10 protein-coding genes are annotated in these 15,756 nt (G+C 46.3%); 6 read left to right on the top strand and 4 right to left on the bottom strand.

The genetic code is table 11. The annotated features are described in order from the left end of the window. Nucleotide 1: 1 nt before the first annotated feature. Nucleotides 2-1,150: an efflux RND transporter periplasmic adaptor subunit gene (locus tag Q1A23_RS12130; RefSeq protein ID WP_299823721.1), complete on the top strand. Its 1,149-nt coding sequence runs from the start codon at nt 2-4 to the stop codon at nt 1,148-1,150. 388 nt (nt 1,151-1,538) lie between these two features. After that, on the top strand, nt 1,539-2,444 hold the full coding sequence (locus Q1A23_RS12125) for a carboxypeptidase-like regulatory domain-containing protein (protein WP_299823719.1): 906 nt from the start codon (nt 1,539-1,541) through the stop codon (nt 2,442-2,444). Nucleotides 2,445-2,635: 191 nt separating this feature from the next. Here Q1A23_RS12125 and folK read toward each other — a convergent pair whose 3' ends face one another. Both folK and Q1A23_RS12115 read right to left on the bottom strand, forming a co-directional pair. Further along, complete coding sequence (gene folK, locus Q1A23_RS12120; protein WP_299823717.1) at nt 2,636-3,130, bottom strand: 2-amino-4-hydroxy-6-hydroxymethyldihydropteridine diphosphokinase; 495 nt, start codon at nt 3,128-3,130, stop codon at nt 2,636-2,638. Next, a complete protein-coding gene (locus tag Q1A23_RS12115; protein WP_299823715.1) occupies nt 3,123-3,968 on the bottom strand; it encodes an alpha/beta fold hydrolase in 846 nt (281 codons plus the stop codon). The genes folK and Q1A23_RS12115 overlap by 8 nt, the downstream gene beginning before the upstream one ends. A 246-nt stretch (nt 3,969-4,214) precedes the next feature. Here Q1A23_RS12115 and Q1A23_RS12110 point away from each other — a divergent pair, with 246 nt between their 5' ends. Both Q1A23_RS12110 and Q1A23_RS12105 read left to right on the top strand, forming a co-directional pair. Continuing rightward, nucleotides 4,215-5,192: a polyprenyl synthetase family protein gene (locus tag Q1A23_RS12110; RefSeq protein WP_299823713.1), complete on the top strand. Its 978-nt coding sequence runs from the start codon at nt 4,215-4,217 to the stop codon at nt 5,190-5,192. Nucleotides 5,193-5,743: 551 nt separating this feature from the next. Next, nucleotides 5,744-6,379: a methyltransferase domain-containing protein gene (locus tag Q1A23_RS12105; protein WP_299823711.1), complete on the top strand. Its 636-nt coding sequence runs from the start codon at nt 5,744-5,746 to the stop codon at nt 6,377-6,379. 294 nt (nt 6,380-6,673) lie between these two features. Here the strand turns inward: Q1A23_RS12105 and Q1A23_RS12100 are convergent, their stop codons facing one another. Next, entirely contained in the window at nt 6,674-7,939 is a 1,266-nt protein-coding gene (locus Q1A23_RS12100; protein ID WP_299823709.1) for a TlpA disulfide reductase family protein, read from the bottom strand. Nucleotides 7,940-8,108: 169 nt separating this feature from the next. Between Q1A23_RS12100 and Q1A23_RS12095 the strand changes: the two genes are divergently transcribed. Next, the gene (locus tag Q1A23_RS12095) at nt 8,109-10,388 is read left to right on the top strand and encodes an aconitate hydratase (protein ID WP_299823707.1); all 2,280 of its coding nucleotides are present in this window, start codon (nt 8,109-8,111) and stop codon (nt 10,386-10,388) included. Between the two features lie 143 nt (nt 10,389-10,531). Here Q1A23_RS12095 and Q1A23_RS12090 read toward each other — a convergent pair whose 3' ends face one another. After that, nucleotides 10,532-13,843 (bottom strand): S8 family serine peptidase, encoded by a 3,312-nt coding sequence (locus Q1A23_RS12090; protein ID WP_299823705.1) that lies wholly within the window; start codon nt 13,841-13,843, stop codon nt 10,532-10,534. Nucleotides 13,844-14,031: 188 nt separating this feature from the next. On the opposite strand from Q1A23_RS12090, the gene paaN reads away from it, so the two are divergent. Continuing rightward, nucleotides 14,032-15,705 (top strand): phenylacetic acid degradation protein PaaN, encoded by a 1,674-nt coding sequence (gene paaN / locus Q1A23_RS12085; RefSeq protein WP_299823703.1) that lies wholly within the window; start codon nt 14,032-14,034, stop codon nt 15,703-15,705. The last annotated feature ends 51 nt before the right edge of the window (nt 15,706-15,756 follow it).

Genomic DNA, 15,756 nt, shown 5'->3' with positions numbered 1-15,756 from the left:
CATGAACAACTATAAAATCATACTTGTAGCAGGTGTACTGCTGCTGAATGGCTGCTCAGAGCCGGCCACAAAAGAAGTTACAGCAACAGCCGAAACCGCAGAAGCTACTAATCCAGAATTAGTGCTGCTTACAGCGCAGCAACTGCAAAATACGGGTGTAGTGTTGGGCAAGGTACAGGAGGTAAGTATGGGGGCAACTTTGCGTCTGTCTGGTGAGGTAGATGTGCCGCCGGCAGGTATGGTGCATGTTTCGGTGCCTTATGGCGGCTTTTTAAAGCATACAAGTTTGCTGCCGGGAGCCAAGGTTAAAAAAGGGCAGGTATTGGCTGTACTGGAACACCCTGACTACATACAACTACAGCAGGACTACCTCGATACAAAAGCTAAAATTGAGTATGCTCAGCTGGAGTATAACCGCCAGAAAGAACTGACGGAGGAAAAGGTAAGCGCCCTGAAAAACTTTCAGCAGGTGCAGGCCGAGATGCAGATGCTTCGTAACAGCCAGGCAGCTTTAAGGCAAAAGCTACTTATGATCAACATTAACCCGGACAGACTGAGCAGCTCCAACATAAGCAGAAGTATAACTGTTGTTTCGCCGATTAATGGCTTTGTGCAAAACGTGAATGCCAACGTGGGAAGTATGGTAAACCCTAGTGATGTATTGTTTGAGTTATTGAATATAGATGACCTGCACCTGGAACTGAACGCATATGAACGCGATGTGAACCTGCTGAGCCCGGGCCAGAAAGTTACCTATCGCTTAGCAAATGATTCTCAGGACAGAACTGCTGAGATTGCCCTGATAGGTAAAAGTGTAGCGGGTTCTAAAGTAATACCGGTACATGCCCACCTGGAACAGACAGATATGAAGCTGATGCCCGGAATGTTTGTGACTGCTACCGTAGAAACTGCACAACGCAACGTAACAGCGCTACCTGAAACAGCCATTGTGCAGTTCGAAGGTAAGTCCTACATCTATGTTAGATCAGGTGAAGGTGAGTTTAGGCGTGTGCAGGTAAAAACAGGTGTTAAGAACAAGGAGCTGGTGGAAGTTACGTTACCTGAAAATCTGAAAACTTCAGAAGGCATTGTGCTAAAAGGCGCACATAACCTGCTTGCCATGCAGGCTAACACAGAGGAAGAGGAGTAAGCGTAGGATTTATTTGAAGATATGTTTTGCTTTGGCGTAGATAGATTCTTGTCTTTTCGAACCCTGTGAGAAATTTGAAACGTTGCGGGATTAGGAAAGCATGCAGATTTCTCACAGGGTTCGAAAAGACAGCATGCAGGCTAAAAGATAAAAGAAATAGCCCACCTGAAGGCTCAGGTGGGCTATTTCTTTTATCTAACCACTTATTCATACTTGTTTTGTAACAGATTGGTTTTCAATTGCTCGTAAAATTAGTATTTTGGTTTCTAGGGAATAATCAGGTGTCAATATTATTTAAAGGAAACAACTTTAGCTTAAAGTATAGTTATTCTACAATATTTGCCCCCAATCTCAGTTTATACTTTGAGCCTATTCCTGAAAACAAACTATGCACTACAAGCATTTCTGGCTTTTTGCCATCGCCTTTCTCCTGAATACTAGCCATACTTTCGCGCAAGCAATAAAAATTGCAGGTAAAGTTTTAGATGCTACAACACAGCAGCCTGTACCATATGCCAACATAGGGGTTGCCGGAAAAGAGCTTGGTACGGTTGCCAACGCTTCAGGGGAGTTCTCTTTCACAGCCAATACCAAAGACCTGCCACTTAACGGAAGTATAGTTGTGTCATGCGTAGGGTATGAAAGTACAGAACTGCAAATTAATATGTATGCCGCCAAACCTTACCTGGTTAAGCTGAAACAGAAAAGTATACCTATAGCAGAAGTAAGTATAAAACCCCGGAAGCTGAAGAAAAAAGTGCTGGGCAAAAACGACAGGGAGTATCTTACATCTACTGCTTTCTTTAATCTGTATGATAAAGTTGATGACAAACTTGGCCGGGAGCTGGGCAACATCATAAAGCTGAATGACAAAGCATGTTATGCAAATGATTTCAACATCTACATCAATCACAATCCCTTTGCCATGGTTAAGCTAAGGCTTAATTTTTATACAGTTGTAGATAACATTCCTGGTGAAAGTATACTAAAAGAGGATATCATTTTTGAGTTGGCAGATAAACAGCGCGGTTGGGTTACAGTCGATCTGCAAAAGTATAACATTGTACTGGAAGGTATGGAAGAGGTGGCTGTTACGCTCCAATGGCTTGAAAGTAAGCAGCAAAATCCAAAGGATTATTTCCTTAGTATCTCTGGTGCCATTTCTCCTGCTAAAAGGTATGTGAGGCGAGAAAAAAGTGAAGCTGAGTGGACTAGAACAAATGCTTACCTCAGTTTATACTTAAATGCAGACTGTTACAAACCTGAAAACTATACTGAAATAACTGCACAGTAAAGCAAACGGCTTGTCGTCTTCCCCTGCTGCAAGCTTAGAGCCTGCACAACTTGCAGCTGTATATGAGGCCGGTTTATAATTGGCGAATGTTTTGTCCGCGGATGATTAGCCAGTTGCGAACTGGCTGCCATACTAAACCACCTTTACCGCTGAGTTAAAACTGGCGGTAGGCATTTTAGGTAAACAGCCTCCTAAGGAGCGGCTTCTTCATAAACTTTCACCTCCAGTTTATCCGGGCAACCTTCCAGCAACTGTTTTATACTTTGGCCCAGAACCGGGTGCACCAGATCTGGCGCAATCTCAACTAAGGGCATAAGTGTGAACCGGCGCAGATGCAGTTGCGGGTGCGGTATAGTTAAACGTTGTGTTTGCTGCACCAGGTCATCGTAAAAAAGTATATCGATATCAATTACGCGGGCACCCCAATGCTCCTGGCGGATGCGGCCTAACTCATGCTCGATAGTATTTATACTTTGCAGTACTTGCTCCGGCGAAAGCATGGATTCTACTTCCAGTACCTGGTTCAGGAAAGTGGGCTGGTCGGTTTTACCCCAGGCAGCTGTTTCGTATACTTTAGAAGTATGGGTTATACTTCCCACACGCTGGTTTATACTTTCGCGGGCTTGCTGCAAGTATAAAGTCCGGTTGCCGAGGTTGCCGCCCAGCAGTAAGTATAGCTTAGGCATGCTTCCTGAAAAAATCGATGGTTAAGTCAGCGGCGGCTTTGGCTGCGGCGGGTAACTCTTCTGCCTCGTACGGATGGCTTCCTCCAAAAGAGTGATCGGCCTGCGGCAACAAGTTTAACTCTGCATCCGGTTTCCAGCGTTTCAGGTTGTGGGCCATTTGGATTGGCAGCGTTTCATCTTCCTCGCCGTGTATAAGCAACAGGGGCTGGCGCATGTTCAAAATCACGTTTGGGATATCGAGGCGATGGCGGTTCTTTTCAAAGTCTTCCACGATCTGGTAGTAAAGCGGCATTTTCTGGCCGGTGCGTCCGTTAAGTACCCATTGCACACCTTCTTGCTTCCAGGCTTCCATTTGCAGTTCTTCCCAGCGGTTGTCGTACTGGCTTACGGCAGCCCAGGTAGCCATCGCTTTTACACGAGGCTCTTCTGCCGCTTTAAGTATAACAGCACCGCCGCCTCGGCTGTGCCCTACCAGGTAAATTCGGTTAAGGTCCAGTTCGTTTTGGTTAAGAGGCCCCTGTGGGTCGTGCAGCAGGTCAATCAGCGCCTGCATGTCGTCCAGCTCCAGGCTAAAATTGTTCTGGCCAAAGGCTTCCATGTCGTGCAGGTCAGCATAATCCTCTACCGAGGTGCCGTTGTAGGCGAAGTTAAATTTTACGAATGCAAAGCCCTGCGATTCGTAGTAGCGTGCCAGCAAATTAAAGTGGCCCCAATCCTTAAAGCCCTTAAAACCATGCGTGAAAATTACAACGGGTTTCGGCTCTCCGTTTTCCTTAAAGGTGGCATCGGCAGTAAAAGGCCGGCCATGCGGGGGGTATACTACAAAATCAACTTTCATACTACTTCTTTATTTACCTGTTGTCTTTAAACTGTTTTGCGGCTGATGCGCCATACCTGAGAAACCATGTTTCGGATAAAAGTAATTTTGGTTTCTGTGATGGGGCAGGTGCGTGCCAACCTAAACACATGCTGTTTAACGTAATCCGACAATTCAGCAATTTAACAATTAATAATATAAAACGCTGTTTTGCTAATACACGTTTGGAAAGCACCCCAAGAGGCAGTAATATTGCAAACTTAACACATGAGCATCAGCCTAAAGGATATACAAGCGCCCATTGCGCCTGAAATGGAGCTGTTCGAGAAGAAGTTTAGAGCCTCAATGAAAACGAGGGTTTTGCTTCTTGATCGAATAATGAGCTACATTGTAAAGCGCAAAGGCAAGCAGATGCGCCCCATGTTCGTGTTCTTCACAGCCAAACTTTTCCGGCAAACTATTGACGAACCTACTTACCGAGGCGCTGCGCTGATAGAGTTGCTGCACACGGCAACGCTGGTACACGACGATGTGGTGGACGACGCCAATTACCGCCGTGGCTTCTTCTCTGTAAACGCCCTCTGGAAAAATAAGATTGCCGTACTTGTTGGTGACTATTTGCTGTCTAAGGGCTTGCTGCTGTCGCTGCAAAACGACGATTACGAACTGCTCAAGATCGTATCGAATGCGGTGAAGGAGATGAGTGAGGGCGAGCTGCTGCAAATCGAAAAGGCTCGTCGCCTGGATATAACAGAGGAAGTATACTTTGACATTATCCGTCAGAAAACAGCCTCGCTTATTGCCTCTTGCTGTGCAGTAGGGGCAGCCTCTGCAGGTGCCTGCAAAGAAGAAGTTGAGAAAGCCCGTTTGTTCGGCGAAAAGGTTGGTATCGCTTTCCAGATAAAAGATGACCTGTTCGATTACGGTACCGCCGAAATCGGCAAGCCTGTGGGCATCGACATCAAAGAAAAGAAAATGACTTTGCCGCTGATACACGCTCTGCGCGAAGCGGACTGGCTGACAAAGCGCCGCGTTATCTACAATGTGAAAAACAACAACGGCGACAACAAGCGCGTGCAGCAGGTAATTGATTTCGTGAAGCAGTCCGGCGGTATTGACTATACTATACAGGTGATGAACCAGTACCATGCCGAAGCCCTGGCCATACTGCATACTTTCCCCGATTCCCCATCGCGCCGTTCGTTAGAGTACCTCATTGCTTATACTATAGAGCGGGAGAAGTAGGCTTATAAATGAAATTGCTTTATAGTTATAGCTTACTTTCCTTAATTGTACTAGCTACAGTTCTTTTATATAGTAAAGCCTTTTTCCATTTTCAGTTACGTCGGAGGCTTGATCCTGAATTAGCAGAGGCTAAGTTTCTGCACTTATTCTTTAACCCACTTCTTTTCTTTGGTAATCCTGCCATATTTTTTCCTGTTTACATCAAGTTCAAAGACTTCGAAGATTTAGAAGCCAATAGGTTGTAAAACAAGGTAATGCTTTATGTAAAGCTGTTCTGGATTTCTTTCGGAGGAATGATAGTACTGAGTTTTGTGGCAGCTATTTATGGTGTAACAGAGGTGGGGAATTAAGGTCTTATACTCTGATAAAATAAGTGCGCACCAAAGCCGGAAGGGTATGTGCTTCAGAACTAAGAAAGTATAAATCCCGTCATTCAAACCCATCTTGTAAATCCTGACTCAGGCAAATTTGTAAATCTCAACCGAAATTTTGTAACAGGTAGTATAGGTGCCCTAGCTAGCTTTGTGCATGCAAAATAAACCTATGAAAAAATGAGCCTGAACACTAACACCTGGAACCGCCTGCGCTATACGTTATACTTGCCTGTTTACGATCTTATAGCAGATCGTATTTTCCGGAAGTATAGGAAGCGTTCTGTAGAACTGCTGGCTGCCAAACCCACGGATGCCATACTTATACTTGGCGCCGGTACCGGCTTAGATCTGCCTTACCTGAAGGGATACACCAACCTAACTGCCATCGACATCACGCCAGGCATGATAAGCAAACTGAAACAACGTGCTGATGAACTTGGCATGCCTGTACATGCACAGGTTATGAACGGGCAGCAACTCGATTTTGCCGACAACAGTCTCGATGCGGTTATACTTCACCTTATACTTGCGGTTATCCCAGATCCTGTGGCGTGTATAAAAGAGGTGGAGCGGGTGCTAAAGCCCGGCGGTACTGCAATGGTATTCGATAAATTCTTGCCCGACGGACAACAACCGTCTATACTTCGCCGGTTGTTTAACCAGCTAGCCAGCACGCTGTTTTCCGACATTAACCGTAGCATCGGCAGTATAGTAAGCCATACTTCTTTAAAAGTGGAGCTAAATGAGCCGGCTGCTTTGGGAGGTGCATTCAGAGTGATCAGGATGTGTAAGCCTGCAGAAAATGTAGCATAACTCCAGTTGCGTGTATCCAACCACCCCTCCGCCTTATAAAAAGCAGGGAGTATTGGCATTACTGTTGCAATAGTATAAACTCTGTCGCTTTGGCTTAACCTCCCTTTTACCGCGATCTTTACAGGATGACAAAATAGTAGAACAGCAGCTATAGTGAGCCAAGTAAATATAACAAGTATAAACACTCCGCCTTAGGCAAGAAGGGGCTGGGGGTGGTTGGCTACTTTAGCAAAAAGCGAAGGCCGCTACTATTGCAGTAACGGCCTTCGCTTTTTATACTTTAAGGCTAGCGAATTACTTCTCTGCCAGCAACTGTTCCATGGTTTTGTTGAAGTCAGTTACCCATTCTTCGTAGTACTTACCTGTGCCAGGCCCAGAGAAGCCGGTGTGTATCTTGCGCACTTTGCCGTCGCGGCCAATGAAGATGGTGGTAGGGAAAGAGAGTACATGGTTTAGTGCCGGTAGTGCCTTGGCAGCGGCTTTTTTATCTGATGTGCCGGCTACTAACAGGTCATAATTCACATTCAGGCGCTCCTGCATTTTCTGTAGGCGCGGTGCTGCTTTTTCAAACTCAGGGCTGCGCTCAAACCCAAGGCCGATTATCTCTAAGCCACGGTCCTTGTTCTTGTCGTAGTAGGGTGCCAAAAACTTAGTTTCGTCCATGCAGTTAGGGCACCAGGATCCCACTAACTGAACAATAACAACTTTGCCTTTATACTTATCGTCGGTAAGCGAAACAGGCTTGCCCTCCAGGTTCGGGAACGTGAAGTTGAGTGTTTCATAGCCTGGCTTCAGGTAAGTTAAGGTATCGGCACTTGCTAATTGGGCGTCTGCATTACGCTTTGCGGTCCAGGTTTCGATATAGTCCATGCCTGAGTAGAAATTGCCGCTTAGTATGCTGTCGCCTGCTGGGGTAGCTGTAAACAGGTAAGCGTGGTTGCCATCAAAAGTAGAAAGCTTAAGCTCGTTGCCGGCCACCTGGCCTTCCAGGTAGCGGTAATCTCCGGTTTCTGTTAAAAAAGTGCCGGTGGCGTAGTTGTCTTTTTGTGCAAACACACCAATGGAGTTATAGCTTTTGCCATCCTTGTCAGTAAACACAACTTCCCATTTGCCATCAAAGTTAAAAGTAGCAGGAGCGGGGTTTGCCTCAAACCTGTTTTTGTTGCCATGCGCTGCTGTAAACGGCAAAGAGTAGCGGTAATCCAGGTCGTTGCGCACAAAGCGTCCGGCCATTTTGTCTCCATCCACTTTCGCGATCAGGTCAGCATCAAAAATGTGCAGCCTGATTTTAAGGGAGTCGCCGTCTTGCTTTATATCATCTACCAGTATCCGCTCTTCGTCGTTTACCAGGTATAAAACGGTTTTCCCGTCTTTCGCCTCGGCCTCCATGATGAAAGGAATTTCTTTGCCATCGGCACGCTGCAAACCAACACGCCAGGTGCCCGGTTTTAGAGAGGTATCTTCCGATGTGGAAGAAGTACAGGAGGTTATCAACTGTGTTAATGCCAACACCAACAACAAAATTAGCTTGGCAGGGGTATTAAGTACATATGTGTTCATGGGGCAAAGTTAAGATATACAGCTAGTAAATACTACTGCATTGCCAGACAAGTATACAGTAACAGGCTTACCGTATATTCATTGTGGCGAATGTTGTTCTAAACCCCTTTGCTTCGTACATTTGTAAACTTCAACAAGTAGAATTAAAAACGTTAAGAATAGCAAAACTATGGCATTTGATTTAGAAATGATCAAGGCAGTTTATGCCGGCATGGAAGAGCGCGTATCTGCTGCCCGCAGTAAAGTTGGCAGACCGCTTACCCTGACAGAAAAGATCCTGTACGCACACCTTTACGAAGGCCCGGCTACAGGTGCACACGAGCGCGGTCAGTCTTACGTAGACTTCGCTCCGGACAGGGTGGCTATGCAGGATGCGACGGCACAAATGGCCTTGCTTCAGTTCATGCAGGCTGGTAAGGCGCAGGCAGCAGTACCTTCTACTGTGCATTGCGACCACCTTATTCAGGCACGCGTTGGCGCTGACTCTGACTTGCAGGACGCATACTCAGAAAACAAAGAGGTTTATGACTTCCTTGCTTCTGTTTCAAATAAGTATGGCATCGGCTTCTGGAAGCCAGGTGCGGGTATCATCCACCAGGTAGTGTTAGAGAACTACGCTTTCCCGGGTGGTATGATGATCGGTACAGACTCACACACACCTAATGCTGGTGGTCTGGGCATGATCGCGATAGGTGTTGGTGGTGCTGATGCCGTAGACGTAATGGCCGGTATGCCTTGGGAGCTTAAATTCCCGAAAGTGATCGGTGTGAAGCTGACAGGTAAAATGAGCGGCTGGACTTCTCCGAAAGACGTTATCCTGAAAGTAGCAGGTATCCTTACTGTAAAAGGTGGTACTGGTGCTATCGTGGAGTACTTCGGCGAAGGTGCAGAGTCTATGTCTTGTACTGGTAAAGGTACTATTTGTAACATGGGTGCTGAGATTGGTGCAACAACATCGGTGTTTGCTTACGACAATAGCATGCGTGCTTACTTAAACTCGACTAAACGCGAAGAAGTAGTGCAGATGGCAGACGAGGTAGCGCACCTGCTACGCGCTGACGACGAAGTATACGCTGATCCGGCTTCTTACTACGATCAACTAATCGAAATTGACCTTACTACACTTGAGCCACACGTAAACGGACCATTCACTCCGGATGCGGCATGGCCAATCTCTCAGTTTGCTGCTGTTGTAAAAGAGCACAACTGGCCAGCTAAATTAGAAGTTGGTTTGATCGGTTCTTGCACCAACTCATCTTACGAAGATATTACACGTTCTGCGTCTATCGCGGCGCAGGCTGTTTCTAAAAACCTGGAGGCGAAGGCTGAGTTCACCATCACTCCTGGTTCTGAACTGGTACGTTATACTACAGCGCGTGATGGCTTGTTAGACACTTTCGCTGAAATGGGCGGTGTTGTATTGGCTAACGCTTGCGGTCCGTGCATCGGCCAGTGGGCACGCCATACGGACGATCCAACGCGCAGAAACTCTATCATCACGTCGTTCAACCGTAACTTTGCCAAGCGTAACGATGGCAACCCGAATACACACGCATTCGTGGCATCGCCAGAGATAGTAACTGCTTTTGCTATTGCCGGTGACTTAACGTTTAACCCACTTACTGATACCCTTACTAACAGAGACGGACAGCAAGTGAAATTAGATGAACCACAAGGCATTGAGTTGCCAGTAAACGGTTTTGCAGTAGAAGATGCCGGTTATATTGCCCCTGCAGAGGATGGCAGCACAGTACAGGTTGTAGTTGATCCGAAGTCTGATCGTCTGCAGTTACTGGAAGGCTTTAAGCCATGGGAAGGCACAGACCTTAAAGGCCTGAAGCTGCTAATCAAGGCGCAAGGCAAGTGTACTACTGACCACATCTCTATGGCTGGTCCGTGGTTAAAGTACCGTGGCCACCTGGACAACATTTCAAACAACATGTTGATCGGTGCCATCAATGCTTATAACGGTGAGCCTAATAAAGTATACAACTCCATGACACGCGGTTATGATACGGTACCAGCTACAGCGCGCACCTATAAAGCTGCAGGTATCGGAACAGTTGTAGTAGGCGACGAAAACTATGGTGAGGGTTCTTCTCGTGAGCATGCTGCCATGGAGCCACGCCATTTAGGAGTTCGTGCGGTTATCGTGAAATCATTTGCGCGTATCCACGAAACGAACCTGAAAAAGCAAGGTATGCTAGGTCTTACATTTGCCAACAAAGCTGATTATGATCTGATCGAGGAGAATGATTCTATCGATATTCTGGGTCTTGAGAACTTCACGCCAGGCCAGCCGCTTAAAGTTGTGTTAACGCACGCTGATGGCAGCCAGGACAGCTTCTTGGTGAATCATACTTACAACGAAGGACAGATTGCCTGGTTCAAGGCGGGTTCTGCCCTCAACCTGATACGTTTACAGCAGAAGCAGGCCGCTAACGCCTAGTTGCTGAAAATATAAATTAAAAAGGCCTCTCTGGTACCAGAGAGGCCTTTTTGTTTGTCGGTATATTAGTATGGATTATACGGTAGCAAAAGCAGTTTCAGAAACAGGTAGTTGTAACGGTGTTGCTCTTCCTACCGCCATACTTATCTTTTCATTAGCACGATACGCTTTACAACAGTTATACCTTCGTACGTAAAATGCGCCAGGTACACACCAGTTGCAAGACCAGAAAGATCGGCTACGGCTGCACCTGAGGTAGTGGAAACAGGAACATGAATCGCTCTACCCATCAGATCTGAAACCACAACTTTAGGCATACCTGTAAAGCTGTTGCCCTCCAATTGCAGGTGCAACAGGCCTGTTGTAGGGTTAGGGTATACCTGCAATGTATTTGTAAGTGCATTCGGCAAGCCGGTAGGGTTTCCTGCTTTCACCTCTACTACTTTTGTAACAGATACCTCCTCGCAATAAAACCTATCAGAAACAGTAAGCTTTACATTATAAGTGCCAGGCTGGTCAAAAGTAAATGTCAGGTCTTTTTCTGTGAAGGGCTGAACCGAGCCATAGTCCCAGCGCCAGTCTTTTGCGTTTATACTTTTATTAGTAAAGGTAACCGGGTAGCCAGCGTAAATGTCTTTTTCAACTTCAAAGTCTGCTACCGGGGTTTTAGGTAAGGAGAAAACCCCAGGTACGGCGGCACTTTCAAAAAGAGAGTCGGCGCCTGCTGCGTAAATAGTGGTTTGCTGGCTAAGGTTTTCTAAAGTATAAGAGGCGCCTTTGCCCAGGTGCTTGGTTTTTAGCTGGTCTGCGTAAAAATTAAAGACGGTTCCCCCTTCAGGTGTCCATTTTATACTTTCACCGAGGCATGCTGTATCAGCAAGAGCCACAGGTAAATTGCTTGTCCTAAAGCTAGTATACTTTTGCTGAGCTGCTAAGGCATTTTCTTTTAATTTACTAAGGTCATCAGCAGCCAGTATGGCAAAAGCAACCGTTTTGGTTTGGCCAGGGGCCAGGTTTTGTAGCGTTGCACCAAGCACATGCGATACGTTGTCTCCTGTCTGTCCGCCTGCCGATTTTCGGGCAATACCCTTGGATAGTGTTCCATACTTTTCTTCGGATGTAAAGCTGTCTTCTATCATCAGAGGATCATCATCCGCTCCCATGTTGCTGATGGCGTAGTAGCTTGGATCAGTACCGGAGAGCAGTTTAATGCCTACATGCGGCAAAGGTGCAGAGACATGATGAACATACCCAAGTTGCGTTTCTTCATCCCAGCCAGCTACATTCTGGTAGTATTCACCAATATCCCAATCCGCAAACAAGCCAGCGTGTACTGTTTCCAGGGTTTCTTCTCCTGTATTTTTAATAAGGTATTCCAGTACCACGTAATCTTGGTGATTAGGGCTATCCCAGGCATAGGCTATTTGCTTCACCTGAACACCTATATTGGGCTCATTAGGGGTTTGGTGATCATCATGCATTACATGCCGGATCTCTTGAGTAGCAAGCGGTGTGTTAAGGTGGCGCCTTACGTTGCTGCTTGTCATAAAATCTCCATCATTTTCCCACATCTGAGACCTGAGGTTGTCTGATACCTGACTTTTTGAGGCCGCGACCATCAAACCGCCTTCAAATAACAAAGGAATACCGCCATTGTAGGTTACACCGTCGCCTTCGTTAAAATTGAAGCCGTTGTAACCCAAATTGCCTTTACTGTTCAGGGTAATTTTAAGCTTGTTTACATCTAGGGTCAAGTAATCAGGGTTGATTTTGATTACATAGTTCTGGTAATCTTCGTAGCTTCCATCTTTAAACGTCAACCTGAAAACTACTGTATGGTTAACAGGAGCATCTTCTGCCACAGAGAAACTAAAAGTTGGCTCACTGCCGGCACTTACAGTTTCCATAGTGGCCATGCTGCCTGGTGTTGCTTTGTTTTTAATAATGGTAACGTAAGGCGATGTGGTGCTAAGCGTTACCTCCAGGTTTGAAGTAGGGTTAAGGTAATTTGTAAAGTCTGCGTTTATACTTGATTCCGTGTTGGCAAGCGGAGGGTATTTATCTGCAAGCATAAAACTGGTGCACCGCACCGATGTAAGGTTCTGCTGTTTTATGGCTTTTTTGAGATTTACGCGCCCAGAACCAAGCATATCAACAAAAGCCTCGTTGCCTGGCAGCGAATAAATATAATCTGTGCTGACACGAAGGCGTTCCATCACTTGCCGGGCATTCAGTTCCGGGTATTTTGATCTTACCAAAGCTGCACAGGCTGCTACTAGTGGCGCTCCGAATGAGGTGCCATTGCCGCCGCCATAGGATTCTTCGGATGCATGCGACGTAGTATAGATGTTTCGGCTTGGTGCGGCAATGTCTATGTTATAGCTATGCGTGTACCCAGAGAATTTAATGTCTTTAGAATCGGTGCCTCCTACCGAAAGCACGTTGGCATATGAGGCAGGGTAGTAATCAATGTTTCCTGCTTTATTTCCACCGGATGCTATGACAACGGCATTTTTTTCGAGTACGGCGTAGTTAATAATATCCTGCTCAAATTGCGAAAATCCCTCGCCGCCCCAGGATAAGTTGATGATGCTACATCCTTTGTTAGCAGCATACACAATTGCCTCATATCCGCTAAATCCTCCTGATGCTGATGAAAACACCTTTAGTGGCATAAACTTAACATTATAGCCCACGCCTGCCAGACCAATGCCATTGTTAGCTGCAGCAACTGCCACGCCAGCCACGCCTGTGCCATGTCCACCGTATTGGGTATCGTCGAAAGTGTTGTTGTCACGGTCGCTGAAATCCCAGCCTTCATAATTGTCTATGTAGCCGTCGCCGTCATTGTCAACCCCGTCAATCGGGTCGTTGTGGTTGCGCTTTACTTTCCTGATCAGGTCTTTGTGCTTAAGCCTGAAACCTGTGTCCAGAATACCAATAATCACGTTGGTGTCGCCTTTCTCAACGGCCCATGCCTCATAGGCACCGATCAGTTTTAAATAGTGCTGTGTGGTTTTGGTAGAGTCTGCTGCAGGGTCGTTTGGTTGGTGAAACGGTACCCGCTCGTAAAGAGGCTCCACGTATTCCACCATACCTGTTGCCAGCAAAGCGCTTTTAGCTTTTTCAAAACTGAGGGTTTTTGAGTATGTTAGCTCATAGATCCGGCTTATTTCAGGGGCTGCTGATTTTCTTGCGTTAGCAGGTATAACAGATTCCGGAAATTTGAGTTTAGTATTTTGTGCACCTATTTGCTGAAGTGCTTGCCGTAAAGGGGCGTCTGAGACGCGGGCGTTCTGGTACTGCTTCAACTTGTATACCAATGTATAAGGTTTGGAATTGGCTCCAACGCGTTGGTGCTGCTGGGCACTAGCAGTAAAGCTTTGGCACGCAAACAGCACAACGGCAGCAGCAAATAAAAGTACACGCCTTAGCATCAGGCTTTCTGTAAACATTTTATCAATGGCTAAATGGTTTCTTGTTATAAATTCAAGATAGACTGTGTGTTGGAAGAGGGGGCTAATAAAGTATCAAAGGTAAAGATGAAAATTAATTGCGCCGCCATACCAATGGATATTTTTACGTAACTTTCAGAAATAAAATCAAACAATATAAGAAAATTATTATATATAAAACGCTGACTATGAAACTTGACCTGCTTAATAAGCACGAAGATGCCTTAAACACAGCTATTAAAGCCTTACACGAAAGAACATTCTATGCCCGTTATCCTGAAAATCCGTCGCCGGAGATTTATGGTGAGAATGCAGATAAAGAAGGCCGCGAAAAGTATAAAGCCCACCTCAACACAAATTTTACCGAACTTTTGCAGCAAGAGCCCGAGCAATGGGTAGGGCAGGAGGAGTCGCCGTACGAGCAACAACTGCTTCATGTAAAATACCCATACCTTTCTCCGGATACATTAGTGAACAGAGCCGAGGAGGCGTACCACCAATGGCGTAAAGTAAAGCCCTCTGACCGTGCAGCTATACTTGTAGAGTCGCTGGAGCGCATGAAGGAACGTTTTTTTGAGATTGCCTACGCTACGATGCACACTACCGGGCAGGCGTACATGATGTCTTTCCAGGCATCAGGCCCACATGCTGCTGACAGAGCATTGGAAGCAATAGCCGCAGGCCTTGAAGAGCAAACCCGTTTTCCGGAAGCAACAGAGTGGGAGAAGCCAATGGGCAAGTATAACCTGAAGCTGAACAAGACCTGGAAAGCCGTACCGAAAGGTGTTGCGCTCGTAATTGGCTGTTCTACCTTCCCGACGTGGAATACCGTGCCTGGTATGTATGCAAGTTTGGTTACAGGTAACCCTGTTATCATCAAGCCACACCCGAAAGCGGTATTGCCAATTGCCATTGTAGTGGCCGAAGTACAGAAGGTGTTACAGGAGAACGGGCTTAACCCTAACATTTGCCAGCTAGCTGTTGATGCTGATGATAAACTGATTACGAAGGAACTTGCCGAGAATCCGAAAGTGAAGCTGATTGATTATACTGGCGGAACTGAGTTTGGTAACTATGTGGAAGGCCTTAAAGGCAAGACTGTATTTACTGAGAAAACAGGTGTGAACTCTATCATCATAGACTCAGCAGAGGATCTGGATAAGGTGGCTCAAAACCTTGCCTTTTCCGTAAGTTTATACTCTGGCCAGATGTGTACCGCACCGCAGAACTTTTTTATACCTGAAGGCGGTGTTAAAGTGGCTGGCGAAACCGTACCATTCGATGTAGTTGTCCAGAAAATATCTGATGCGGTGTCTGGTTTGGTAAATAACCCGAAGGCTGGCCCGCATGTACTTGGCGCAATCCAGAATCCGGCAACAGCAGAGCGTGTTAAAAGTGCAGCCTCTGTAAAGGGTAAAGAAGTGCTTAGCACCTGCGATTTTTCTAACCCGATGTTTGCCAATGCCCGCACCTGCTCTCCTGTGATCTACGAAGTAGACGCTACTGAGAAAGAAAGCTATAGCCGTGAGTTGTTTGGCCCGATTATGCTGATGATCAAAACGAAAGACACAGCTCAGTCGATTGCTTTGGCTAAGGAAATGGCTATGAACTACGGTGCCATCTCTTGTGGGGCGTACACTACAGACCCTGAAATTAAGGAGCAGATTATGGATGAAATGAGCCTGGCCGGTACGCCGGTTTCTTTTAACCTGACAGGCGGCATTTACGTGAACCAGAACGCCAGCTTCTCTGACTTCCATGTGACAGGTGGCAACCCGGCAGGCAATGCTTCTTTCACCAACCCTGAGTTTGTGATAAAGCGCTTTACCTGGGTTGGCTTCCGTGAGCCGGTTGTTGGCTAAAGTATAAACCATAGTATAAACAAAAAGCCTCCTGCTATAACGGGAGGCTTT

Source organism: uncultured Pontibacter sp. (genome assembly GCF_947492645.1).
GTDB lineage: Bacteria > Bacteroidota > Bacteroidia > Cytophagales > Hymenobacteraceae > Pontibacter.
This window is presented reverse-complemented; position numbering and strand designations above follow the sequence as displayed.